Origin of the sequence: Rhodococcus sp. NPDC127527 (assembly GCF_042672245.1) — a bacterium.
Taxonomy (GTDB): Bacteria; Actinomycetota; Actinomycetes; order Mycobacteriales; family Mycobacteriaceae; genus Rhodococcus_G.
In genome coordinates this window covers 129,293-156,247 of sequence record NZ_JBHXVP010000011.1, presented here as the reverse complement: position 1 = coordinate 156,247, position 26,955 = coordinate 129,293, and the positions used below count along the sequence as shown (strand labels likewise).

Here is a 26,955-nt window from a genome sequence, read left to right as displayed (position 1 = left end):
GATTCCACTCAGTGCGTGGACAGGTACTCCTCGAGCACGGGACCCACCACAGCCAACGCCTCCGGTTCGATCATCTCGTTGTGCTCGCAGTGCACCACGACCTCCGTGATGCCGCCGGTCACCGCGTCCCGCCACTCCTGCGGCGAGTGATCGCCGTTGTCGGTGGCGTCGGCGCGGAAGAAGAGCATCTCACCGTCGAACCGGGACGGGTTGAAGCTGCGCATGATTCGAGCCGAGTCGGTGAAGCCGGCACTGATCCGCTCGAGATGTGCAGCGGTCAGCCCGGTGGTCTGGCCGAACGACTCGTCGAGCAGTTCCACGGCCCGCGCGTAGGTCAGATCGCCGTTGCCGGTGGCGCCCCCGTCCGCCAGGTCCAGACCCAGCCCGTGCAACAACTCGGGGACGGTCAGGGAGTCCGGTGTCTCGTCGTCGACGCTCACGTAGCTGTCCATGATCGCGAGGGTGGCGACCTCCTCGCCGCGGTCCCGCAGTTCCACCGCGACCGCGTGGGCGATGACGCCGCCGAGCGACCAGCCGAGCAGGTGGTAGGGCCCGTGTGCCTGCACCGACCGCATCTCCTCGACGTAGCGGTGCGCCAACTGCTCGATCGAGGTGAAGCTGGGGCCGCCGCTGATGACCGGCAGCTGCAGGCCGTACGCGGGCCGGTCGCTGGCGAGGTGCCGCACCAGTCCGGAGTAGCCCCAGGACAGTCCGATCCCGGGATGAATGCAGAACAGCGGGGACTTGCCGTGCCCGTTGCTCGACGACGGCGCCGCCCGCAACGGGATCACCACGCGCAGTGCGTCGTCCACCGGCGCGGCCTGGTTCGGCTCGTCGACCGACCGGGCCAGGCCGGCAGGCGTCGGATCGAGGAAGATCGACTGCAGGGCGAGGGTGCGGCCGAGACGGGTCTGCAGTTCCGAGACGACCCGAGTGGCCACGATGGAATTTCCGCCCAGGTCGAAGAAGCTGTCGTTCGCGCCGACCTCGGCCACGCCGAGCACGCGGGCGAAGGCGTCGGCGATGGCTCGCTCGGTGGGCGTGCGCGGCGGTTCGAAATGCGTGGACCGCGTGCCGAACTCGGGCGCGGGCAGTGCCTTGCGATCGAGCTTGCCGACCGGCGTCATCGGCACCTCGTCGAGCACCACGACCGCGGCCGGGACCATGTGGGCCGGTAGCCGGGCCGCCGCGTACGCGCGGATCTCCCCCGGGTCCAGTTCCGCGCCGCCCTCACCGTGGACGTACGCCGCGAGCAGGGTGTCCCCGGACGGTCCGACGTGCCCGAGCGTGGCAGCGTAGGTGATCGACGGATGATGGGCGAGCACGGTGTCGATCTCGCCGAGTTCGATGCGGAAGCCGCGCACCTTGACCTGGAAGTCGCTGCGGCCGATGTACTCGACGATGGGTGCGGCGTCGCCGCCGGGACTGCTCCAGCGGACGATGTCGCCGGTGCGGTACATCCGTTGCCCGGGTGCACCGAAGGGATCGGCGACGAACCGCTCGGCGGTGAGGCCGAACCGGCGGTGGTAACCGCGTGCCAGGCCCGGTCCGGAGATGTACAGCTCCCCCGGCACTCCGGCGGGCACCGGCTGCAGCCGGGTGTCGAGGACCATCTCCTCGAACCCGATCGCCGGCCGTCCGATGTTCACGGGCTGCTCCGCGCTCATCGGATCGCTCACGCTGGCCTGAATGGTCGTCTCGGTCGGTCCGTACCCGTTGAACATGCTGCGTCGTGCTCCTCGGGAACCCGGGGATCTCGGTCCGGCCCACTTCGCGACCAGCTCCGGCGGGCAGGCCTCGCCCGCGACCGCCAGGACCACCAGGTCGTCGAGGTCGGTGTCGTCCATCGACGACAGCGCGGTCGGCGTGATGAAGGCGTGCGTGACGCGTTCGCGGCGCAGCAGTTCCTCGAGCTCTCGGCCGCCGTAGACGGTGGGCGGGACGACGACCACCCGAGCGCCCGTGCAGAACGCCATCATCAGCTCGAAGACCGACGCGTCGAAGCTGGGCGAGGCCAGGTGCGAGACCCGGGAGTCGGAGGTGACGCGGAACCTGCTGTGCTCCTCCGCGGTGAGGTTCGCGATGCCCCGGTGGGTCACGATGACGCCCTTCGGCAGCCCGGTGGATCCGGAGGTGTAGATCAGATATGCCGGGTGCGTGAGGTGCAGCGGCGCCGTGCGGTCGGCATCGGTCACCGCGGCTCCGTCGGCGGTCGCGAGCTCGGCTGCGAGGGCCCCGTCGAGGACCAGCCACGGCACCGTGTCCGGCAACTGTTCGCGCCGGTCCTGCACCGTCAGCCCGAGGACGGCGGCGGAGTCGTGGAGCATGTACTCGATGCGTTCCCGGGGATATGTCGGGTCGACCGGGACGAACGCTGCGCCGGTCTTCGCGACCGCCCAGATCGCCACCACCTCGTCGATGGACCGGGACAGGCCGAGGGCAACGAAGGTTTCCGGTCCGACCCCGCGCTCACTGAGCAGGCGGGCCAACCGATTCGACTGTTCGTCGAGTTCGCGGTAGCTGACCCTGCGGTCCTCGAACGTCATGGCCACCGCGTCCGGGTCGACGGCGGCCGCCTCCGACAGCAGGTCCGGCCACAGTTGCGCGGGGCCACCGGCGAGGCCGAGCGCCGGGGCGAGCTCGGAGAGTTCCTCCTCGTCGAGGATGCCGATGTCGCCGACTGCCACGGTCGGATCAGAGGTGACCGCGTCGAGGATCCGGACGAACCGATCCGCGAAGGCGCGCACCGTGTCCGGGTCGAACAGGTCGGTGGCGAAGTCGAAGGCCGCGCGCAGGCCGGCAGGCTCGTCGTCGTCGAACTGCTCGGCCAGGATGAGCTCGAGGTCCTCCTTGGCGACGCGGGTGGCCAGGTCGACGCCCTCGACGTTCAGGCCGGGCAGTTCGAGGTGCGGACGTTCGGTGTTCTGGAATTCGAGCGAGACCTGGAACAGCGGCGAATAGGACGTCGAGCGGGCGGGATTGAGCTGCTCGACGAGCCGCTCGAACGGTAGGTCGGCGTGCCCGAAGGCGGCGAGGTCGGCGTCGCGGACCTGGTCGAGCAGGTCGGCGAAGGGTGTCGACGGCTGCACCCGGGTGCGCAGGACCAGCGTGTTGACGAACATGCCGATCATGTCGTCGAGCGCGGCGTCGCCGCGGCCGGCGATCGGGGTGCCGATCGCGATGTCGTCGGCGTCGCCGAGCCGAGCGAGCAGCACCGCGAACACCGCGTGCGCGGCCATGAACACGGTCGTGCCCTGTTCGCGCGCCAGGTCGGTGAGCGCTCGATGCAGGTCGGCGGGGATGTCGAACTCGACCCGGTCGCCGCGCAGGGTCTGCTGCAGCGGTCGCGGTCGGTCGGTGGGCAGGCCGATGACGTCGGGCAGCCCGGCCAGGGTCCGGGACCAGAACTCGAGCTGCGCGGCGGCCGGGGAGTGCGGGTCGTCCTCGCTGCCGAGAACCCGGCGCTGCCACAGGGCGTAGTCGGCGTACTGGGCGGACAGGGGTGCCCAGCCGGGTGCGTTGCCGTCGCTGCGCGCCACGTACGCGGCCATCACGTCGCGCGCGAGGGTCGCCAGTGAGAAGCCGTCGGCGCAGATGTGGTGCACGACGATCACCAGCGCGTGTTCACGCTCGCTCACGCGCAGCAACGCCGCCCGGATCGGCACCGCGGCGGTCACGTCGAAGCCGCCTGCGGCGAGTTCGGCGACGCGGCCGGCCAGGTCGGACTCGTCGACGTCGATCGTCTCGAGGTCGGGCACGACCTCCCCTGCGGGCAGGATGACCTGCGCGGGTTCGCCGTCCACCAGGGGGAAGACGGTGCGCAGCGACTCGTGCCGCTCCAACACGTCCGCGACCGCGGCCCGCAGGGCGTCGGTGTCGAGGTCGCCGGTCAGCCGCACCGCCAGCGGGATGTTGTAGGCGGGCGAGGCGGTGTCGAACTGGTTGAGGAACCACATCCGTTGCTGTGCCAACGAGATCGGGATGTGGGCCGGCCGCTCGGTCGCGGTCAGCGCGGGGCGGGCGGTGCCGGTCTCGGCCATGGCGATCTGCTCGGCCAGCGCGCGCACCGTCGGCGCCTCGAACAGTGCCCGCACCCCGATCGCCACCCCCAGCGCCGCGCTCAGTCGTGCGGTCACCCGGGTCGCGATCAACGAGTTGCCGCCCAGTTCGAAGAAGTCGTCCGCGACGCTCACCCGGTCGAGGCCGAGGATCGTGCCGAAGATCTCGGCGATCGTCTCCTCCAGTTCCGTACCGGGGGCGACGAATTCGCCCAGTGTGGAGGCGAACTCGGGTTCCGGCAGCGCCGACCGGTCCAGTTTGCCGACCGGCGTGAGCGGGATCTCGTCGAGCATGGAGATGCTCGCCGGCACCATGTGGGCCGGCAGTCGCTTGGCCAGGCCCGCGGTGAGTTCGGCGGGCGCCACCCGATGGCCGGTGGCGGCGAGGACGTAGCTCGCCAGTGCGGTGTCGCCGGTCGGTCCGACCGCGGCGACCGTGACCGCGAACCCGACGCCCGGCTGCGCCATGATCGCGGCGTCGATCTCGCCGAGTTCGATACGGAAGCCACGGATCTTGACCTGGAAGTCGCTGCGGCCCACGTACTCCAGCGCGAGCGCGCCGACCGGGTCGTCGGCGTCGGTCGTCACCCAGCGGACGATGTCGCCGGTGCGGTACATCCGCTCCCCCGTCGTGCTGCTGGGGTCGGCGACGAACCGGCCGGCGGTGAAGCCGGGTCGGCGGTGGTAGCCGCGGGCCAGGCCCAGACCGCAGATGTACAACTCACCGGGCGCACCCACCGGGACCGGCTGCAGGTTCGCGCCGAGCACCACCTCGCGGACGCCGCGGATCGGCCCGCCGAGGGTGATCGGCCGGCCCGGGGTCATCGGCGCGCTGATGTTCGACATCACCGTGGTCTCGGTGGGGCCGTAAGCGTTCGAGAGCTGGCGGCCCGGCGCCCAGCGGGCGACCAGTTCGGGCGGGCAGGCCTCGCCGCCGAACGCCACATGGGTGAACTGGTCGAGGCCGGCCGGGTCGACGGTCGCGAGCGCTGCGGTGGTCACGAAGGCGTGGGTGACGCCCTCGGACTTGATCAGCTGCGCCAGCTCGGTGCCGCCGTAGACGGTGGTCGGAGCGATCACCATGGTGGCGCCCGACCCGAAGGCCTGCAGGTACTCGAAGACCGACCCGTCGAAGCTCGGCGTCGAGAAGTGCAGGGTCCGCGAGCCCGGCGAGGCCCCGAAACGGGTGATCTGGTCGTGGGCGAAGTTGTCGAGACCGGAATGCGTGACCACCACGCCCTTCGGCGTGCCCGTCGAGCCCGACGTGTACACGAGGTACGCGGCGTTGCGGATGTCGATCGGACCGATGCGGTCCGCGTCGGTGACCGGTCCGGCCGGCTGCGCGGCGGCGCGCTCGGCGAAGGCGGGCGCATCCAGGTAGAGCCACGGCACGGAGTCGGGCAACCGTCCGCGATGCACGCTGAGCGCCAGTCCGACGGTGGCGCCGGAGTCGGTCAGCATGTGCGCGATGCGGTCCGCCGGGTAGTTCGGGTCCACCGGGACGAACGCGGCACCGGTCTTGGCGACCGCCCACATGCACAACACCGACGAGATCGAGCGTGCGATGCCGATGGCGACGAACGTCTCCGGGCGGGCACCGAGCCCGATCAGCACGCGGGCGAGCTGGTTGGACCGCTCGTCGAGCTCGCGGTAGCTGACCTCGTGACCGTCGATGGTCAGTGCGATCGCATCGGGGTCGATCGCGACCCCGTCCGCGAGGATCTGCGGCAGGGTGCGCTCGGTGGTCCCGGCGGGCCCGCGCACCGGCAGCAACCGGTCGAGTTCGGCGTCGTCGAGCGCGTGCACCCGCGCCACCTGCGTCTGCGGGCCGACCGCCACCAGTTCCAGCACCCGGCGGACCCGGTGGGCGATCTGCTCGACCTCGCCGTCGGAGAACGCGTCCGCGCTGTACTCGAACTTCAGGTGCAGCTGCCCGGCGCCGGACCCGGCGGTCTCCGACGCGACCACCGCGAGCGGGTAGTGCGCGGAGTCCCGTCCGCTGATGCCTGCCACCCGCAGGCCGGCGATGTCGGTCTGTTCGCTGAGGCCGGCGCGGTCGATCGGATAGGACTCGAACACGGTCAGGGTGTCGAAATGGGCGCCGGGCCCGGCCGCGTCCTGGATGTCGGCGAGGCCGACGTGATGGTGATCGAGCAGTTGCGCCTGCTCGGTCTGGACCCGGTCGAGCAGGTCCCCGACGCTCTCGTGCGGGTCGAGGACGATGCGCACCGGGATCGTCGAGATGAACAGGCCCACCATCGATTCGATCCCGGGAATCTGCGGCGGCCGGCCCGACACGGTGCCGCCGAAGACGACGTCGCGGCGACCGGACAGCGCACCGAGCACCAGACCCCAGGCGGCCTGCACGACGGTGTTGAGGGTGACGCCGCGTTCGCGGGCCATGGTGCGCAGCAGCATGGTCTGCTCCGCGGACAGGACGAGGGCGTGCTCGTGCGATCCGGCGGACGGCGGTCGACCGGTGGTGGCGGTCGGCGCCAGCAGGGTCGGCTCGTCGACGCCTGCCAGCGCGCTGCGCCAGGCGTGCACCGATTCGGCGATGTCGCGCCCTGCCATCCACTCGAGGTAGTCGCGGTAGGGCCGCACCCGAGGCAGATCGGTGGCGTCGCCGTCGGTCGCGTACAGCGTCAACAGGTCTCGCACGATCAGCGGGGTCGACCAGCCGTCGAGCAGGATGTGGTGGTTCGTCAGCACCAGTCGGTACTCGCCCGGCGCCATCGTGACCAGCAGCATCCGCAGCAGCGGCGGGGAGGTCATCTCGAAGGGGGTACCGCGGTCCGCGTCAAGGGCGGCGCGGAACTCGTCTTCGCGGGCGGCGTCGTCCCGGCCTGCGGCGGACAGATCGATCTCGGTCCAGGGCAACGTGACTCGATCGGAGATCACCTGGACCGCCGTACCCGCCGCGTCCTGGACGAACGCCGCACGCAGGTTCGGGTGTCGGTCGAGCAGCGCCTGACCGGCTCGGCGCACCCGCGCGGTGTCCACGACCCCGCGCAGGTCCAGGGTCAGCTGGACGACGTACGGGTCGACAGCCGCCCCGGCGAGCTGGGTGTGGAACAGCAGGCCCGACTGCAGCGGCGAGAGCGACCACATCTCGCGCACCGCCGGGAATCGGGACTCGATGCGGTCGATCGCGGGCTGGTCGAGGTTCACGAGATCGAGGTCGGACGGTGTGAATCCGCCCGAGGTGGGGGCGCTGGCGTGCCGCGCGATCGCCTCGAGTGCCTCCACCCAGGCGTCGGCGAGATCCCGGACCTCCTCGGCGGTCAGCACACCCGCCGGGAACGCCCAGGTGGCCCGGAGTCGGGGCCCGTCCGCGGAGGCGAGCGTCACCGCGTTCACGTCGAGCGCCGTCTCGACCGGCATGTCCGGGCTGGGTGCGTCGTCGAGGTCGACATCGGTGACCGGCAGCCAACCCTGGCCGGTGTCGGTGGGTGCCGACGTCCCGGTCAACCTGCCCAGGTAGTTGAAGCTGATCTGTGGCCGCGCCAGTTCGCCGAGCCCGGAGCCGTCGGTGAGGTACCGGAGCATCCCGAAGCCGATGCCGTGATCGGGTGCGCCGAGCAGTTGCTCCTTGATCGCCTTGATCGCGCGGCCGGTGGCCGGGCCGCCGTCGAAGGCGTCGGCGACGTCGATCCCGGACAGGTCCAGGCGAACCGGGAACAGGGTGGTGAACCAGCCGACGGTGCGGGCCAGATCGGCGCCCGGTGCGGCGGATTCCTCGCGGCCGTGACCCTCGAGGGTGACCAGGGTCGCGGATCCGTCCTGGCCGCGGTCGCGGCGCCACTGCGCGAGTGCTAGTGCGAGACCGGTGAGCAGACCGTCGTTGACGCTGCCGTGGAAGGCCTCGGGCACCGCGGTGAGCAGCGCCTCGGTGACCTCTGCCGGGACGTCGACCCGGACGCGCTCGAGCGTCGAGTTCAGGTCGATCGCACGGTCGAGCGGCCGCGACCCCAGCACCGGGTCGGTCGCCGCGAGCACCGAGCGCCACCGCGCCAGCTCCGGGATCCGCTCGCCCGCGCTGTCGGCGAGGGCGTGCGCCCAGCGCCGCATTGAGGTGACGACCGGCGCGAGGTCCGGTTCCCGCCCACCGCGAAGCTGCACCCACGCGGTCGCCAGGTCCGGCACCAGCACCCGCCAGGACACGCCGTCGACGGCCGCGTGATGGATCACCAGCAGGAGTCGGCCGGAACCGGACTCGGGCGCGAACCAGACCGCCCGCAGCATGATTCCGTTGTCCGGGTCGAGCCTGCCCGCCGCCTCCCGCAGCGCCGCGGAGGCGAGCTCCTCGAACTCGGGTCCGGTCACGGTCGGGGCGTCGACGCGGGTGATCAGGTCCCCCGCGCACACCGCGCCGGGCGGCGGGATCTCGACGGTGCGCGCGCCGCGCAGCAACCGCGCCCGGAGCATGTCGTGCCGGTCGAGAACTGCCTGTAGCGTCCGCTCGAGGGTGTCGCGGTCCGCGTCGGCGGGCAGGGTCAGCAGGGCGGTCTGGGTGTAGTGGCTCAGGTCGCCGCCGCGGTCGAGCAGCCAGCGCAGGACGGGTGTCATCGGCATGTCGCCGACCCCGCCGCCGGGCAGTTCGTCGAGCACGGGAACCCCGTCGGGACCCGACCGCTCGGCGACCACGGCCAGCGCGGCCACGGTCTTGTGCTCGAACACCTCGCGAGGCGTCAGGACCAGGCCCGCGTCCTTGGCCCGCGCGACCAGTTGGATCGACATGATGCTGTCGCCGCCGAGCGCGAAGAACGAGTCGTCCACACCGATCGCCGGGCGAGAGTCCCCGTCGGCCGCCGCGATGCCGAGCACCTCGCCGAAGAGGCCCGCGAGCACCGTTTCCGTTCCGGTGCGTGGTGCGCGCCCCGGTTCGGTGAGGGCACCGAAGTCGGGTTCCGGCAACGCCTTGCGGTCCAGTTTGCCGTTCGAGGTCAACGGCAGCCGATCCAGCTCGACGACGGTCGCGGGCACCATGTGCGAGGCGAGTTCGGCGGACAGGTGCCCGAGCAGGTCGGTGCGCCGGACCCGGGCGCCGGGCTCGGGGACGATGTAGCCGACCAGGCGGGTGCGGCCCTCACCGTCGTCGTGTACCACCACGACCGCCTGCGCGACACCCGGGAAGCGCAGGGTTTCCGCCTCGATCTCGCCGAGTTCGATGCGGAAGCCGCGGATCTTGACCTGGAAGTCGCTGCGGCCCAGGTACTCCAACTGTCCGTCGTGGTTCCAGCGCGCGAGGTCGCCGGTCCGGTACATGCGGCCGCCGCGGCCGGCGGGGTCGGCGACGAACCGGGTCGAGGTCAGCGCCGACCGGCCGAGGTAGCCGCGGGTGACCTGGTCCCCCGCGACGTACATCTCGCCGGTGACCCCGGGCGGCACCGGCCGCAGCCGGGTGTCGAGGATCGACACCCGCAGGCCCGGCAGGCCGCGGCCGATCACGGAGGCGGACGCGGTCGCGGCCGTCGCGGGATCGAGCGGCAGCCGCGTCACGTGCACCGTCGTCTCGGTGATGCCGTACATGTTCACCAGGCGCGGCGCGGTCGTGTCGTGCCGCGTGTACCACCGGCCGAGCTGGGCGAAGTCCAGCGCCTCGCCGCCGAAGATCACGTAGCGCAACGAGTCCAGGTGTCCGGGTGTGAGCCGATCCGCCTCGGCCAGTTGGTAGAAGGCGGTCGGCGTCTGGTTCAGCACCGTCACCCGCTCGCGCCGGAGCAGTTCGACGAACGCCTCCGGCGATCGGGCGGTGTCGTGGTCGACCACGACCAACCGCCCGCCGTACAGCAGCGGTCCCCACAGCTCCCACACCGAGAAGTCGAAGGCGTACGAGTGGAACATCGTCCAGACGTCGGAATCGTCGAAGCCGAAGCTCTCTGCGGTGTTGGCGAACAGGGTGAGCACGTTGCGGTGCGCGACCTGGACACCCTTGGGCCTGCCGGTCGAACCGGAGGTGTAGATGACGTACGCGACGTCCCCCGCCGCGGTCGGCGCGTTTCGCTCGACGTCGGTGACCGCGGCGTCGGAGGCGGCGTGCAGCGCACGTCGGGTGTCCGGCCCGTCGAGCAGGATCGTCGGTACCGAGTTCGCCGGCAGCCGGTCGACGTCGGAGGCGGTGGACAGGGTGCAGACCGGTGCCGCGTCGGCGAGCATGAACGCGAGCCGATCGGCCGGGTAGCTCACGTCCAGCGGCAGGTAGCCGGCGCCGGACTTGATCACCGCGAGCAGTGAGACGACCAGGTCGGCGCCGCGGGGCAGCGCCACCGCGACGAGGTCCTCCGGGCCCGCGCCGTGCTCGATCAGGATGCGCGCGAGCCTGTTCGAGCGGGCGTCGAGCTGGGCGTAGGTGAGCGACTCCCCATCGGCGGTGAGGGCGACCGCATCCGGTGTCCGCGCCGCCGAGCGGGCGAACTCGTCGGCGAGGGTGAGCTCCCCGGCGCGGCGCCCGGCGGTGTTCCACTCGGTGAGCATCGCCAGACGTTCGGCGTCCGTGGTGATCTCGACGTCACCGACGGGCAGGTCCGGCGCGGTGGTCACGGCCGTGAGCAGGTCGAGGAAGCGCTCGGCGATCCGCGTCACGGTGCCGGCGTCGAAGATGTCGGTGGCGAACGTGAACGCGCCCGCCATCCCGGCCGGGTCGCCGGCGGCGTCGGACCCCTCGGCCAGGGTCAGCTGGAGATCGAACTTCGCCACGGCGAGGTCGTGGTCGACACCGGCGACGGTCAGGCCGGGCAGCTCGAGGCTCGGCAACTCGTTGTTCTGGAACTCGAGCAGCACCTGGAAGAGCGGTGTGTGGCTGGTCGACCGTTCGGGGGCCAGGGCGTCGACCAGGGTCTCGAACGGCAGGTCGGCGTGGCCGAACGCAGCCAGGTCGCTCTCGCGCAGGTCCGTGACCAGGTCGCGGAACGAGCGGTCGGGGTCCGGTCGGCTGCGCAGGACGAGGGTGTTGACGAACATGCCGACCATCTCGTCCAGGGCGGCTTCGCCGCGGCCCGCGACGGGTGTGCCGACCGCGAGGTCCTCGGTGCCGCAGAGTCGCGACATCAGCAGGGCGAGAGCGGCGTGCACGGTCATGAACATCGTCGAATTGGTCTGACGGGCCAGCTCGGTCAACGCGCGGTGCACGGCCGGATCCACCGTGAACCGCACCCGGTCGCCGTGCAGGTCCCGCTGTACCGGTCGCGGTCGGTCGGAGGGCAACGCCAGCGCCTCGGGCAGGTCGGCCAACGTCTCCCGCCAGAACTGCAACTGCGCGGCCGCCAACGAGTCCGGGTCCTCGGCGTCGCCGAGCAGTTCGCGCTGCCAGAGGGCGAAGTCGGCGTACTGCACCGACAGCGGTTCGCGCCGCTGCGCCGAACCGCTCGTGCGGGCGGTGTAGGCGACCATCACGTCGCGGGCCAGCGGCGCCATGGAGAAGCCGTCGGCGCAGATGTGGTGCACGACGAGGGCCAGCACGTGCTCGTCGGGCGCGCACTCGAGCAGCGCCGCGCGGACCGGGACGGCCTCGGTGACGTCGAATCCCGTTGCGGTGAAGTCGGTGAGCCAGTGCGGGACTCGGCCAGGCTCGATCGGCACCACGGGCAACTCGGCCAGGGCCTGCGCGGCGGGGACGATCACCTGGGTGGGCTCGCCCTCGATCAGCGGGAACACGGTGCGCAGTGACTCGTGCCGGTCCAGGACCTCGGTGACCGCGGCGCGCAGCGCCGGGACGTCGAGGGCTCCGGTCAGGCGGACGGCCAGCGGAATGTTGTACGCCGGTGAGGCGGTGTCGAACTGGTTGAGGAACCACATTCGCTGCTGGGCGAGGGACAGTGGCACCCGCTCGGGCCGCTCGGCCGCAACCAGCGGCGGGCGGGCGGGGGCGGCGGCCGACCGGTCCGCCCACGCGGCGAGGGCGCGCGGGGTCGACGCCTCGAACAGCGCCCGCACCCCGATCGCGGTGCCGAGGGCGGCGCTGAGCCGGGCGGTGACGCGGGTGGCGATCAGCGAGTTGCCGCCCAGGTCGAAGAAGTCGTCGTCCACGCCGACCCGGTCGATGCCCAGGGTGGCGGCGAAGACCTCCGCGACGGTGGCTTCCAGTTCGTTCGTGGGCGCCGCGAACTCGGTTGCGCCGGAAACGAAGTCCGGCTCGGGCAGCGCGGTGCGATCCAGCTTGCCGACGGGGGTGAGCGGGATCTCGTCGAGGAAGGTGACGGACTCGGGCACCATGTGCGCCGGCAACCGGGAGGAAGCGAACTCGCGTAGCTCGGCGGCCGTGACCGTGCGGTCGGGCGAGACCGTCACGTAGGTCGCGAGTCGGGTGTCTCCGGCGGGAGTGCGCTTGCCGAGGGTCACCGCGAAGTCGATGCCGGGATGCGCGGAGACGACGTTGTCGATCTCGCCGAGCTCGATACGGAATCCGCGGATCTTCACCTGGAAGTCGCTGCGGCCCAGGTACTCCACCACGTACCGGCCGTTCTCGGCGCGGTAGCGCACGATGTCGCCGGTGCGGTACATCCGCTCCCCCGGCGCGCCGTACGGATGGGCGACGAAACGGCCCGCGGTGAGGCCCGGTCGGCCGTGGTAGCCGCGGGCGAGACCCGGACCGCACAGGTACAGCTCACCGGGGGTGCCGACCGGGACCGGCTGCATCCGCGAGTTGAGCACCACCTCGGAGACGCCCAGCACCGGTCCGCCGATGGTGATCGGCTCTCCCGGCGTCAACGGCTCGCTGATGTTCGACATCACGGTGGCCTCGGTCGGCCCGTACCCGTTGTACAGGCGCCGGCCCGCGCCGGCCGCCCAGCGCGCCACCAGTTCCGGCGGGCAGGCCTCGCCGCCGACGACCACGGTGCCGAACTCGTCCAGTCCGGCAGGATCGACGGTCTCGAGTGCGGCCGGGGTCACGAAGGAGTGCGTGACGTGCTCGACGGCGACCAGCTGAGCCAGCTCCACGCCGCCGTAGACGCTCGGCGGTGCGATCACCATGGTGGCGCCCGGCCCGAACGCGAGCAGGTAGTCCAGTATCGAGCCGTCGAAACTCGGCGAGGCGAAATGCATGGTGCGGGAGGCCTCGTCGGTGGCGTACCGCCGCTGCTGCTCGCGGGAGAAGTTGTCGAGTCCGGTGTGCGTGACCACCACACCCTTCGGGGTGCCGGTCGAGCCGGACGTGTAGATCATGTACGCGGGGTTCGACATCCGCACCCGTGCGGTCCGGTCGGAGTCCGCGATCGGAGCGGTGGACTGGGCCGCCAGCCGGACGGCGGTGGCGTCGTCGTCGAGGACCACCCACCGGGTGCCCTCAGGCAGGCGGTCACGAGCGGCCGCGACGGTCACGCCGAGCGCGGCACCGGAGTCGGTGACCATGTGCTCGATCCGCTCGGTCGGGTAGTTCGGGTCCACCGGCACGAAGGCGGCGCCCGTCTTCGCGATGGCCCACATGGTGGTCACCGACTCGACGGAGCGCGAGACGGCGAGCGCGACGAAGGACTCCGGTCCGGCGCCGAGCCCGATCAGGGCGCGGGCCAGCCGGTTCGAGGACTCGTCGAGTTCGCGATAGCTGACGTCGCGACCCTCGAAGGTCAGCGCGAGCGCGTCACCGCGCCGGTCGGCGGCGTCGACGAGCAGCCGCGGCAGCGTGCGACTCGTCGTGCCGGTCGCCGCCGGCCCGCGCAGCGGCAGCAACGCGGACTCCTCCTCGGCCGACAGCAGGCGCAGCGCCGCGAGTGGCAGGTCCGGCGACGTGGTCAGTGCGTCGAGCGCCCGGCGCAGCCGGGTGCCGATGCTGTCGATGCGTTCGGCGTCGAACAGGTCGGGGAAGTACTCGAGCTTGAGCGTGAGTTGGTCGGTGGCCGAGGCGATCAGGGCCAGCGGGTAGTGGGCGGCGTTGGCGGTGTCGTGCACGTCGAGCACGTGCATGCCCGCGATGTCCGTGTCCTCGGTGAGGGCGGTGCGGTCCATCGGGTACGACTCGAACACGGTGAGGGTGTCGAACGCCGCACCGGGTCCGCTGAGCTCCTGGATGTCGGTCAGTCCCAGGTAGTGGTGGTCGAGCAGGTCCGCCTGCTCGCGCTGGACCCGGTCGAGCAGTGCGCCGAGGGTTTCCCGGGGATCGAGGGAGATCCGCACGGGCAGGGTGTTGATGAACAACCCGACCATCGACTCGATCCCGGGGATCTGCGGCGGGCGACCGGAGACGGTGCCGCCGAACACGACGTCGTCGCGACCGGTCAACTCCCCCAGCACGATTCCCCAGGCCGCCCGGATCATCGTGCTCAGGGTGAGGCCGCGGTCGCGGGACACCGCGCGCAGCCGGGTGGTGCGCTCGGCGTCGAAGTCGACCAGCACCTCGCGGGACTTGTTCGCGTGCACCCGGCCGACGTCCATCGGGCTGAGCAGTGTCGGCTCGTCGACGCCGGCGAGCGCCCGTTGCCAGAGCGCCGCGGAGTCCGCGGGGGCGCGTCGCGACATCCAGTTCAGGTAGTCCCGGTACGGGTTGACCCGCGGCAGGGCGCTGGCGTCCCCGTCGGTCGCGTACAGGGTGAGCAGGTCGCGCAGCACCAGCGGCATCGACCAGCCGTCGAGCAGGATGTGGTGGTTGGTCACGATCAGGCGGTGCGCGTCGGGTCCGGTCCGGATCAGCAGGAACCGCAGCAGCGGCGGGATGCCCATGTCGAACCCACGGGCCCGGTCCGCGTCCATCAGCCGCTCGACCTCGAGCTCGAGGTCCTCGCCGGTCGACCCCGCGAGATCGACCTCCGCCCAGGGCAGCTCGACGTCGGAGTGCACGAGTTGGACGGGGGTGCCCTCGTCGTCGTAGACGAAGGAAGCGCGCAGGTTCACGTGCCGGTCGAGCAGGGACTGGCCGGCCCGGCGGAGCCTGCCGGGGTCGGCGCCGCGCAGCTCGAGGGTCAGTTGCACGGTGTAGGAGTCGATGGACTGGTCGGCCAACTGGGCGTGGTAGAGCAGTCCCGACTGCAGCGGGGAAAGCGACCACACGTCCGCGAGCGACGGATGCTCGGCCTCGAGCCGGTCGATCGTCGACTGGTCGAGGTCGACGAGGGCCAGATCGGACGGGGTCAGGCCGCCGGCGTCCGGACCGCAGGCGTGCCGGGTCAAGGCGGTCAGCGCGCTCGTCCACAGTTCTGCGATCTCGCGCACCTCGGCCTCGGTGAGGACTCCGGTCGGGAACGCCCAGGTGGCCCGCAGTTGCGGCCGGTCGCCGACCATGGTGGTCACCGCGTTGACGTCCAGCACCGAGGCGACGGGCATGTCGTGGTTCTGCGCCCGTTCCATGTCGACCTCGCCCGACGGTGTCCACCCGGTCGAGCGAGAGCCGTCGGACAGGTCGGTGGTGAAGCGGCCGAGGTAGTTGAAACTGACCTGCGGCGTGGGCAGTTGCGCGAGTTCGGGGCCGCGGTCGCGGTCGAGGTACCGCAGCAGTCCGAAGCCCATGCCGTTGTCGGGGATCGCGAGCAGCTGTTCCTTGACGGCCTTGACGGCCGAGCCGGCCGACCGCCCACCCGCGAACGCGTCGTCGAGGTCGACCGAGCTCAGGTCCAGTCGCAGCGGGTGGATCGAGGTGAACCACCCGACCGTGCGGGACAGGTCCGCACCGCCCACGACCTGGTCCACGCGCCCGTGACCTTCGAGATTGAGCACGGCGTCGGTCGTGTCGGCCGTGCCGTGGGTGCGGCGCCAGCGGGTCAGTGCCATCGCGAGTGCGGTGAGCAGGCCGTCGTTGACGCTGCCGTGGTACTTCTCCGGAATCGCGGTCAGCACACCGTCGCTGACTTCCGCGGACAGCTCGACGGTGACCCGCTCGACCGTCGACTCGAGGTCCACGGCGGGGTCGAGCGGCCGCGACCCGAGGCGTGGGTCCGGTCCGGTGAGAATCCCGCGCCAGAGTCCGGACTCGTCGCCCCGGTCGGCGGCCGCGCCGACGAGGGCGTGCGCCCAGCTGCGCATCGAGGTGCCCACCGGGGCGAGCGTCGGAGTCTGCCCGGCCCGGACGTGGGCCCACGCGATCGCGAGGTCCGGTACCAGCACCCGCCAGGACACACCGTCGACGACCATGTGGTGCACGACCACCAGCAGTCGGCCGTCGCCCTCGGGCGCGTCGAGCCAGACCACCTGCAGCATGACCCCGTTCGCCGGATCGAGGCGGTCCTGGGCCGCGTCGAGGATCGCCAGGGCCGCGGCCGCGAACTCCGGCGTCCCGGGGGCGGCGACCACCGGGACCCGCCGCACGCAGGTCGCGGCGTCGACCGCGCCCGCCGGACGGACCTCGAGCACCACACCGGCGTCGGAGTCCTGGTCCGTCCGGAGCCGGGCCCGGAGCATGTCGTGGCGGTCGAGGACTGCCTGCACCGTCGCGATCAACGGTTCGATCGAGGTGAGGTCGCTCGGTGCGTGCAGCAGCGTGGGCTGCGACATCCGGTCGAACCGGCCGCCACGCTCGAGCAGCCACCGGATGATCGGGGTGGGCGGCATGTCGCCGACGCCGGCGCCGGGAAGTTCGGCGAGCGCAGGCAGATCCGCGGCGTCGGTCGTGACGGCCACCTCGGCGAGACCGGCAACGGTCTTGCGCTCGAACACGTCCCGCGGCGAGAGGTAGATCCCGTTGGCCTTGGCCCGCGACACCAGTTGGATCGACATGATGCTGTCGCCGCCGAGCGCGAAGAACGAGTCGTCCACGCCGATCGGGGACGGACCCGAGGTGTCGCCGTCGGCCGGTTCGAGGCCGAGGACCTCCGCGAACAGGTCGGCGAGCGCGGACTCGGTGTCGGTGCGCGGGGCCCGGTGGGCGTCGGCACGCGGGGTGAAGTCCGGGTCCGGCAACGCCCTTCGGTCCAGCTTGCCGACGGGAGTCACCGGCAGTTCGTCGAGCACCACCAGCGTCGAGGGCACCATGTGGGGCGCGAGGAAGGTGCCGGCGAACCCGAGGATCTCGGTGACGTCGACGGTGGGATGGCTGTCTGCGGGGACCACGTACCCGACGAGACGAGGCCTGCCCGCGGAGTCGGTTCGCGTGGTGACCACCGCGCGGGCGACCGCGGGGTGCCGCACGAGGGTGGACTCGATCTCACCGAGCTCGATGCGGAAGCCGCGGATCTTGACCTGGAAGTCGCTGCGGCCGAGGTACTCGAGTTCGCCGTGGCCGTTCCAGCGGACCAGGTCGCCGGTGCGGTACATCCGGCCGCCGGTGTACGGGTCGGCGACGAATCGCTCCGCGGTGGTGCCCGGCCGGTGCCGGTACCCCCTGGCCAGGCCCGGTCCGGTCACGTACAGCTCACCGGTCACCCCGACCGGAACCGGGCGCAGTCGGGTGTCGAGAACCATCAACCCGGTTCCGCGCGGCGGCCCGCCGATGGTGACCGGGCGGTTCGGGTCCATCGGCCCGGTGAGGCTCGCGACGACGGTGGCTTCCGTGGGCCCGTACGCGTTGATCATCGAGCGGCCCGCCCGCGACCACTGCGCGACGAGTTCCGGTGGGCACTGGTCGCCACCGGTGATCACACACTCGAGGTCGTCGAGGACGTCGGCGTCCACCGAGGCCAAGGCGGCAGGCGTGACGAACGCGTGCGTGACGCGAGCGGTCGCGAGCAGGGTGGTGAGATCCTCGCCGCCGAACACGTCGGGGCCGGCCACGACCATGGTCGCGCCCGCCCCGATCGCGATCAACAGTTCGAGCACGGACGCGTCGAAACTCGGGGACGAGAAGTGCAGCGTCCGCGACTGCGGCGTCACCGTGAACCGGGCCCGCACCTCTGCCGCGAGGTTCGCGATGCCCCGGTGGGTGACCACGACCCCCTTCGGTATGCCCGTCGATCCCGAGGTGTAGATCAGGTAGGCCGGGTGGTCCAGGGTGAGCGGTGCGATCCGGTCGGCGTCGGTGACCGGGGCGACCGACCACTTGGCGAGGGCGCCGTCGAGCCCCTCCTCGTCGAGGACGAGATGGCGCGGTGTGGTCGGCAGCGCGTCGTGATGCGCCTCCACGGTGAGGCCGAGGACGGCGCCGGAGTCCTCGAGCATGTGCGTGACGCGGTCGCGCGGGTAGCCCGGGTCGATGGGGACGTACGCGGCGCCGGTCTTCGTGACCGCCCACACGGCGAGCAGCGACTCGATCGTTCGTGGCATCGAGATCGCGACCACCGATTCCGGGCCGACCCCGCGCGCGATCAGCAACCGGGCCAGCCGGTTCGACCGTTCGTCGAGTTCGCGATAGGACATCGTGCGGTCCCCGGCTATCAGCGCGAGACCGTCCGCGTTCGACGCGACCGCAGCCCTGAGCAGTGCGGGCAGGGTCCGTGGCCGGACCGGGTCACCGGCACGCACCGGGGTGAGCGCGGCAGCCCGCTCCGCGGCGAGAATCGGCGCGTCGCCGACGGCGGCGTCCGGATCGGCGGTCACCGCGGTCAGGATCCGGACCAGCCGATCGCCGAGTTCGGCGATCGAGTCGCTGTCGAAGAGGTCGGTGGCGTAGGTGAATCCGGCGGAGATCCCGGCCGGCGCCCCGGACTCGTCGAACTCCTCGGTGCAGGTCAGTTGCAGGTCGAAATTGGAGATCTCGGTGCCCAGATCGATGCCGGTCACGGTCAGACCGGGCAGCTCGAGGCGGGGCCGCTCGTTGTTGCGGAACTCGAACATCACCTGGAACAGCGGCGAGTGCGCGGTGCTCCGCTCGGGTGCGAGCACCTCGACGAGTCGCTCGAAGGGAAGGTCGGCGTGGTGGAAGGCCTCGAGGTCGCTCTCGCGCACGGCGACCAGCAGGTCGGTGAACGACATCTGCGGCTCGACCTGGCTGCGCAGGACCAGCGTGTTGACGAACATGCCGACCAGGTCGTCGAGCGCCGCCTCTCCGCGCCCCGCGATCGGGGTGCCGATGGCGATTTCCGTGCTGGCGCTCGACCTGGACAGCAACACCGCCAGTGCGGCGTGCATCGCCATGAACACCGTCGAATTGCGTTCGCGCGCAGTCGCGACCAGCCGGCGATGCAGTCCGGCGTCCACCGTGAACGAAACCGTCGCGCCGCGCAGGGACTGTTCCACCGGTCGCGGCCGGTCGGTCGGCAGCGTCAACAGGTCCGGCAGGCCGTCGAGGGTTGTCGCCCAGTAGTCCAGCTGGGCGGCGAGCAGGCTGTCCGGATCGTCAAGGCTGCCGAGCACCGCACGCTGCCACAGCGTGAAGTCGGCGTACTGCACCGGCAACGGGCTCCACTGTGGCCCCTGGTCGCTGCTGCGGGCACTGTAGGCGACCATCACGTCCCTGGCCAGCGGCGCCATCGAGAAGCCGTCCGCGCAGATGTGGTGCACCACGATCACGAGCACGTGCTCGGTGCTGGTGCGGTTCCCGGATTCGACGCGAAGCAACGCGGCCCGCAGCGGCGGTGCGAGGGTCACGTCGAATCCGGCGTCGGCGACCTCGGTGATCCGCGCCCGCAGCGCGGTCGCGGAGATCGGTTCGACGTCGAGGTTCGCCAGCGCCTCCTCGGCAGTGACGATCACCTGCGTCGGTTCGGCGCCGACCATCGGGAACTTGGTTCGCAGCGACTCGTGTCGGACGAGCACGTCGCGGATGGCGCCGCGCAGGGCGGCGACGTCGAGTTCGCCGGTCAGCCGGATCGCCATGGCGATGTTGTAGGCGGGCGAGGTGACGTCGAACTGGTTGACGAACCACATGCGCTTCTGCGCCAGCGACACCGGGATCGGGTCCGGGCGAGCCGTGGGCACGAGCGGTGCGCGGTCCTGTGCGTACGCGGTCCCGGATTCGATGCGCAGCGCGAGGGTGGCGACGGTGGGCGCGTCGAAGATCTCCCGCACCCCGATCGACGTCGACAGCGCGCCGTTGGCCCTCGCCACCAGCCGTGCGGCGACCAGCGAGTTGCCTCCGAGATCGAAGAAGTTGTCGTGCACGCCGACCCGGGGCAGCCCCAGCAGGTCGGCGACGATCGACGCGAGGATCTCCTCGATCGGATTGCGCGGCGGCACGAACTCCGCCGACGACGCCAGGAACTCCGGTTCCGGCAGGGCGCCGCGGTCCAGCTTTCCGGTGGCGCCGAGCGGGAACTCCTCGAGCACGACGATCTGCGTGGGCACCATGTAGGCGGCCAGTTCGGTGGACGCGGTGGCGCGCACCGCGTCCGGGTCCACGTCGGTGTCCGGTTCGGCGATGACGTACCCGATCAGGGACTCGCCCGTGATCTCGTCGTGGTGGACCACCACGACCGCCTGCGCGACGGTCGGGTCGGCGAGCAGCGCGGCCTCCACCTCACCGAGTTCGATCCGCTGACCTCGCAGCTTCACCTGGAAGTCGCTCCGTCCCAGGTATTCCAGGACGCCGATGCTCGGCTGCCGGGGCGAGCGGCTGGGTCGTTCGAGCCAGCGGACCACGTCGCCGGTGCGGTACATCCGGTCGCCGGGCTCGCCGAAGGGGTCCGGGACGAACCGGTCGGCGGTCAGATCGGCACGGCCGACGTAGCCGCGGGCCACCTGGACGCCCGCCAGGTACAGCTCGCCGCGCACCCCGACGGGCACCGGGTGCAGTCGCGAGTCGAGCACGTAGGTGCGGGTGTTCCACACCGGCGCGCCGATCGGCACGCTCGCCACGTCCGTGGCACCGGTCTCCCAGGCGGTGACGTCGACGGCCGCCTCGGTCGGCCCGTACAGGTTGTGCAATGCGGCGCCGCTGAAGCGGTGGAACGCGTCGGCGGTCGCAGGGGGCAGTGCCTCGCCGCTGCAGAACACGCGCAGCAGTCCGGCGCACTGGTCGGCGCGTGCCGCGGCGAGGAACGCCGCGAGCATCGACGGCACGAAATGCATGGTGGTCACGTGCTGTTCGGCGATCAGCCGGGACAGGTAACCGGGATCCCGGTGGCCGTCCGGTGCCGCGATCGCCACGCGGGCACCGGTCTGCAACGCCCAGAACAGTTCCCACACCGACACGTCGAAGGTCACCGGCGTCTTCTGCAGGACCACGTCGGTGGCGTCCAGCGGATAGGTGTCCTGCATCCACCGCAGGCGGTTGACGATCGACCGGTGGCTCACCGCAACGCCCTTCGGCCGACCGGTCGATCCCGAGGTGTAGATGACGTAGGCGGTGTTGTCGGGTCGGGCGGGGAGGCGGTCCGCCTCGGTGAGCGGTCCGGCGTCGTAGCCGGACAGATCGAGGGTGTCGATCTCGATCGTCACCGCGTCCCCGGGGACTGCGCCGCGCTCGGCGGCGGTGGTGAGCACGCAGGCCGGTGCGGCGCTGCCGAGCACGTACCGGGTGCGGGCGGCCGGGTGGTCCGGATCGAGGGGCACGTAGGCGGCGCCGGCCTTGACGATCGCGTAGATCCCGACCAGCAGATCCACCGAGCGTCGCATGGCCACTGCGACATGGCTCTCCGGTCCCACACCGGTCGCGATCAGCGCTCGCGCCAGGCGATTCGCCTGCCCGGCGAACTCGGCGTAGCTCAGCTCGCGGTCGCCGAACACCACGGCGACCGCGTCGGGGGTGCGGGCCACCTGCGCGTCGAACAGGTCCACCAGGGTGTTCTCGGGCACCGCGGCGGCGGTGGAGTTCCACTCCTCGACCACGCGCCGGCGCTCGTCGGTGCCCACCAGCGGGAGGTCGCCGACCAGCGCGCCGGGATCGTTCGCGACCGCCTCGAGCACCCGGACGAATCGGTCCGCCAGGGATGTCATCGTGGACCTGTCGAAAAGATCGGTGGCGTAGGAGAACTGGGTTTCGACGGATCCCGGCTCACCGCTCTCGTCGGTACGTTCGGTCGCGATCACCTGCAGATCGAACTTCGCCGTGCCGGTGTCGACGTCCTCGACCTCCGCGGTCAGGTCCGGCAGTGCCAGGCGTCCGTCCACCGCGCCCTGCAACACCAGCATGACTTGGAACAGGGGCGATTCCGCCGCCGTTCGCGACGGGTGCAGCTCCTCGACGAGCCGGTCGAAGGGCAGCTCCACTCGGCCCATCGCCGCGAGGTCGTCCGCACGCACGCGGTCGAGCAGTTCGGCGAACGTGCCGGCGGGGTCGACCTGGGCGCGCAGCACAACCGTGTTGACGAACATGCCGACCAGGTCGTCGAGTTCGGCCTCACCGCGACCGGACACCGGCGAACCGATCGAGACGTCCTGCTCGCCGCAGGACCGCGCGAGCAGCACGGCGAGTGCCGCGTGCAGGACCATGAACAGGCTCGCACCCCGCGCGCGGGCCACCTCCAGCAGCCGGCGGTGCAATGCGGGATCGATCGTGCAGTCGACGATGCCGCCGCGCATCGTCGGCCGCGGCGGGCGCGGCCGGTCCGCCGGGAGGGGCAACGTCTCGGGTGCGCCGTCGAGCACGGTCGACCAGAACGCCAGTTGACTCGACAGGAGGCTGTCGGGATCGTCCGCGGTGCCGAGCAGTTCGCGTTGCCACTGCGCGTAGTCCGTGTACTGCACCGCCAGCGGGGTCCACTGCGGGGCGCGGCCGGACAGGCGAGCCTCGTAGGCGACCAACACGTCTCGTGCCAGCGGCGCCATCGACAGTCCGTCCGCCGCGATGTGGTGGACGACGAGGACGAGGAGGTGGGTGGTCGGGTCGATGCGCAGGAGCCGGGCGCGCACCGGCGGTGCGGTGGTGACGTCGAAGCCTTCGGTGGCCAGTGCGCGGACCGCGGCATGCACCTGGGAGGCGTCCACGGCGATCGGGGTCAGCTCGGTGGCAGCGTCCGCCGCGGAGAGCACCACCTGCACCGGACCCTCGTCGGTGTTCGGGAAGACCGTGCGCAGCGTCTGGTGACGGTCGATCACGTCCGCGAGCGCCGCCGAGATGGCGTCGGCGTCGAGTGTTCCGCTCAGCCGCACCGCGATCGGGATGTTGTACGCGGCCGAGCTCGGGTCGAGCTGGTTGACCACCCACATCCGCTGCTGGGCCATCGACACCGGCACGGGCCCGGTGTGCGCGTGGGGCGCGAGCTTCGGTCGGGTCCGGTCGCCGCTCGCCTGCCCGGCGCGTGCGGCGAGCGTCGCCACGGTGGGTGCCTCGAAGAGGTCGAGTACCCCGAGCGCGGTGCCCAGCGCCGCATTGGTCCGGGCGACCACCCTCGTCGCGATGAGAGAGTCGCCACCCAGCTCGAAGAAGGTGTCGTCGACACCGACACGATCGACCGAGAGCAGCTCCTCGAACACCGCGGCGATCTGCCGCTCCGTGTCCGTGTCGGGTGCGCGGTACTCGGCGGCACTACCGGCGAAGTGCGGCTCCGGCAGGGCCTTGCGGTCGAGTTTGCCCGCTGGGGTCAGCGGCACTTCGTCGAGCGCCACGATCGTCGTTGGCACCATGTGCGCAGGCAACGCCTGCGCGGCGTGCGCGAGCAGGTCCGCCTCGTCGAACACTGCGCCCGGCGCGGGCAGCACGTAGCCGACCAGCGCGACGTCGCCGGAGGCGCGGGTGTGCCCGACGGTCGTCGCGAAGTCGACCGCGGGGTGTGCACGCAGCACACTGTCGATCTCGCCCAGCTCGATACGGAAGCCGCGGATCTTGATCTGGAAGTCGCTGCGGCCGAAGTACTCGAGCTCGCGCCGATCGTTCCACCGGGCGAGGTCGCCGGTCCGGTACATCCGCTCCCCGGGCAGGTACGGGCACGCGACGAAGCGCGCGGCAGTCAGCCCGGCCCGGTTCCGGTAGCCGCGAGCGAGGCCGGCGCCGGTCACGTACAACTCCCCCACCATGCCCGCCGGCACCGGTCGCAGCCGTCGGTCCAGGATCATCTCGCCGGTGCCGCGGGACGGCCCGCCGATGGTGACCGGCTCTCCCGGGCGCAGCGCGTCGCTGATCCCGGCGACGACCGTGGTCTCGGTCGGTCCGTACGCGTTGAACATCCGGCGGCCTGTCGGCGCGGCCCACTGCTCGACGAGGGCGGGTGCGCACACATCGCCGCCGGTAGCCACACATTCGATGTGGTCGAGTCCGGCAGGGTCGACCGAGGCCAGTGCCGCGGGCGTCACGAAGGCGTGCGTGACCCGCTCGCGGCTGAGCAACTCGGCGAGTTCGGTGCCGCCGTAGACGGTGGGCGGGGCGACGACCATCGTCGCGCCCGATCCCACCGCCATGAGCAGCTCCAGCACGGACGCGTCGAAGCTCGGCGACGAGAAGTGCAGGGTGCGCGAATCCGCGGTGATCCCGAAGCGCTCGCGCTCCTCCGCCGCGAAGTTCGCCAGTCCCCGATGGGTGACGACGACTCCCTTGGGCAGACCGGTGGATCCGGACGTGTAGATCAGGTACGCGGCGTCGTCGAGACGGGCCCGCCGTGCGGGCGCGTCGGGAGCGGCGTCGGTGGTGCCCGCCGGGTCGTCGAGGACCAGCCAGTCGATCGGGTGCGGCAGCTCGTCGACGTGTGCCCGCGCCGTCAGTCCCAGTGCGGCACCGGAATCGGTGAGCATGTGCTCGATCCGGTCGGCCGGGTAGTTGGGGTCCACAGGCAGGAATGCCGCCCCGGCCCGAGCCACCGCCCAGACCGCGGTGACCGACTCGATCGAGCGGGCAATCGCAAGGGCCACAATCGAACCCGGCCCGATGCCCCGGTGACGAAGCCGACCCGCGAGCTCGGCCGAGGCCTCGTCGAGCTCGCGATAGGACAGTCGACGGTCCCCGCAGACCAGGGCCTCCCGGTCGGGTTCCGCGGTGGCCGCGGTGTCGAGAATCTCCGCGAGGGTGCGCGCGGAGACGTCGGCAGGGCCCCGCACCGGTGTCAGTTCGGCGGCCTCGGTGTCGGACAGGATCGGTGCGTCGGCAGCGGTCCTGTCGGGATCCGTTCCCGCCGCGTGCAGCAGCCGGGCGAGCCGGTCCACGAAGGTGGTGGCGTCCACGTCGGCGAAGTGGCTCCGCGAGAACCGGACATGTACGTCCAGCCCGGTCGGGCGGCCGTCCGCGGTGAATCGTGCGGTGAACTCGATACCCAGTTCGGGCTGGTCGGGGTCGAGTTGCGCGGACTCGACGGTTCGGCTGTCGCGGCCGTGGTGCACACGGTCTTCGCCGAGGGCGAGGAGTACACGGGCTCGCGCGGTGTCGGTGCCGAATGCGGCGGCGACGAGTTCCTGTGCGAGGTCGGCGTGTTCGAAGGCGCGCTGTTCGGTTCCGCGGGCGTCGAGTACCAGATCGGTGAACGACGCGGCGGGGTCGAGCTGGGTGCGCAGGGGCAGCACGTGGCGGCTGCGCACCGTCCGGGCGTCGTCCGGCGGCTTGTCCGCGTGCACCCACACCGGCGTGTCGATCACGATGTCGTCGCTGTCGGTGAGCCGGCCGAGCAGCACGGCCAGCGCGGTGTGCAGCACCGTGAAGGCGTCGACGCCGAGCCTGGCCGCCACATCCGTGACGACGGTGTGCAATTCGGCGTCGAATCGAGTGTCGTACTCCCCGCGCCCGGACCTCGCGTCGACGGTCCGTCGAGTGCCGGTCGGCAGCGGCGGCGCCTCGGGCAGGCCCGCGAGTTCACGCGCCCAGAACTGCGTGTCCGCCTTCTCGCGGGCCATCCGTTCACCGAGCCGGGCCGACTCGGGGTGCATTTCCGCCAGGGGTGCGGCAGGGTCGGCCGCGAGCAGTTCCTCGATCAGCTCCACGAACCGGCGGTGATGGGTTCGCAGTTCCTCGTCCCCGTAGCGATTCGGATTCCCGCGGAAGTCGACGAGCGTCCGCGCCGGTGACCCGCTCTGATAGATGTTGACGAGCAGGTCCTGCACCGGACCGGAGGTCACGATGTGGTACTCGCCGACGATCGACCCGAGCGTGATCTCCTGATGGAAGAGCATGACGTTGACCATCGGTCCGGACAATCCGTGTCGGGTGCCGATCAGGCCGGCGTCGCGGCGAATGTCCTCGAGGCTGCATCGCTGGTGACGCAGCGCACCCATCAATTCGAGCTGCACGCGCTGGACGAGGTCGGCGACCGAGTCCTGTGGCAGGACAGTGATCCGCAGCGGCGCGACGTTGACGAGCATGCCGCCCGACCGTTGCAGCGGTGCGGTGGTGCGTGCGGACACCGGCAGGTTGATCAGGACCGACTCGCTGCCCGTCATCCGGGACAGGTAGCAGGCGAAGCCGGCGATGAGCATGGCGGCGGAGGTGCCCCCGATCTCGTCCGAGGCGTCCAGGCGGGCGAGCGCCTCGTCGGTCAGTTCGGCGCTCTCGAGCCTGCTGCGGGCGGCGGCGGGGCCGTCGCGACGGGCGAGGGTGGACCCCTCCTCGAGCCCGCGCACATGCTCGGCCCAGTACTCGCGGTCGGCCTCGAACCGGCTGGACGCGCGGTACTTCTGGTCGAGCTCGTACAGCGCGCGCAGGTCGAGTGCTCGATTCGGTTCGGGTTCAATGCCTTTCGTCGCCGCTGTGTACAGCGCCGCGATCCGGTTGACCATGGTCATGCCGCTGTAGCCGTCGAGGGCCACGTGATGAATTCTCGTGTACCACAGATACTCTCGATCGGCGACCTGAAGGATCGTCATCTCGACGAGGCGGTCACGGGTCAGCCGGATCGGGGTGACGTAGTCGTTGTCGATCCACTCGTGGGCGGCCGCGGCAGGGTCGTCCTCCTTGCGGAAGTCGTAGAACGCGATCGAGCTGTCGATCGACGGGTCGAACCGCTGCATCGGCTCGCCATCGACGTCCACCAGCCGCAGGAACGGTGACTGAAACTCCTTGGCTGCGGTGCGCGCGGAGGCGCGAAGCAGTTCGAGGTCGACGTCGCCGTGCAGGTCGATGTACTGGGCGATGAACGTCGGCACGGTGGGACTCAGCTGCTGGCTGAACCACATGCTCCGCTGGACTGCGGAGAGGGGGAAGGCGTCGGACGAGCCGTCTGGGCTGGTTTCCGGGCTCGGTGACGGCGCGGCGCCTTGCTTCGGATCAGTCGAGGAGTAATCCTTCATCTTAATCCTCACGCAT

The 26,955-nt window shown here is 71.2% G+C and carries 1 protein-coding gene; it reads right to left on the bottom strand.

The window, feature by feature from the left end; genetic code table 11:
- Positions 1-8: 8 nt before the first annotated feature.
- The gene (locus tag ACFVH2_RS18675; protein ID WP_378426043.1) at positions 9-26,939 is read right to left on the bottom strand and encodes a non-ribosomal peptide synthase/polyketide synthase; all 26,931 of its coding nucleotides are present in this window, start codon (positions 26,937-26,939) and stop codon (positions 9-11) included.
- Between the last annotated feature and the right edge of the window lie 16 nt (positions 26,940-26,955).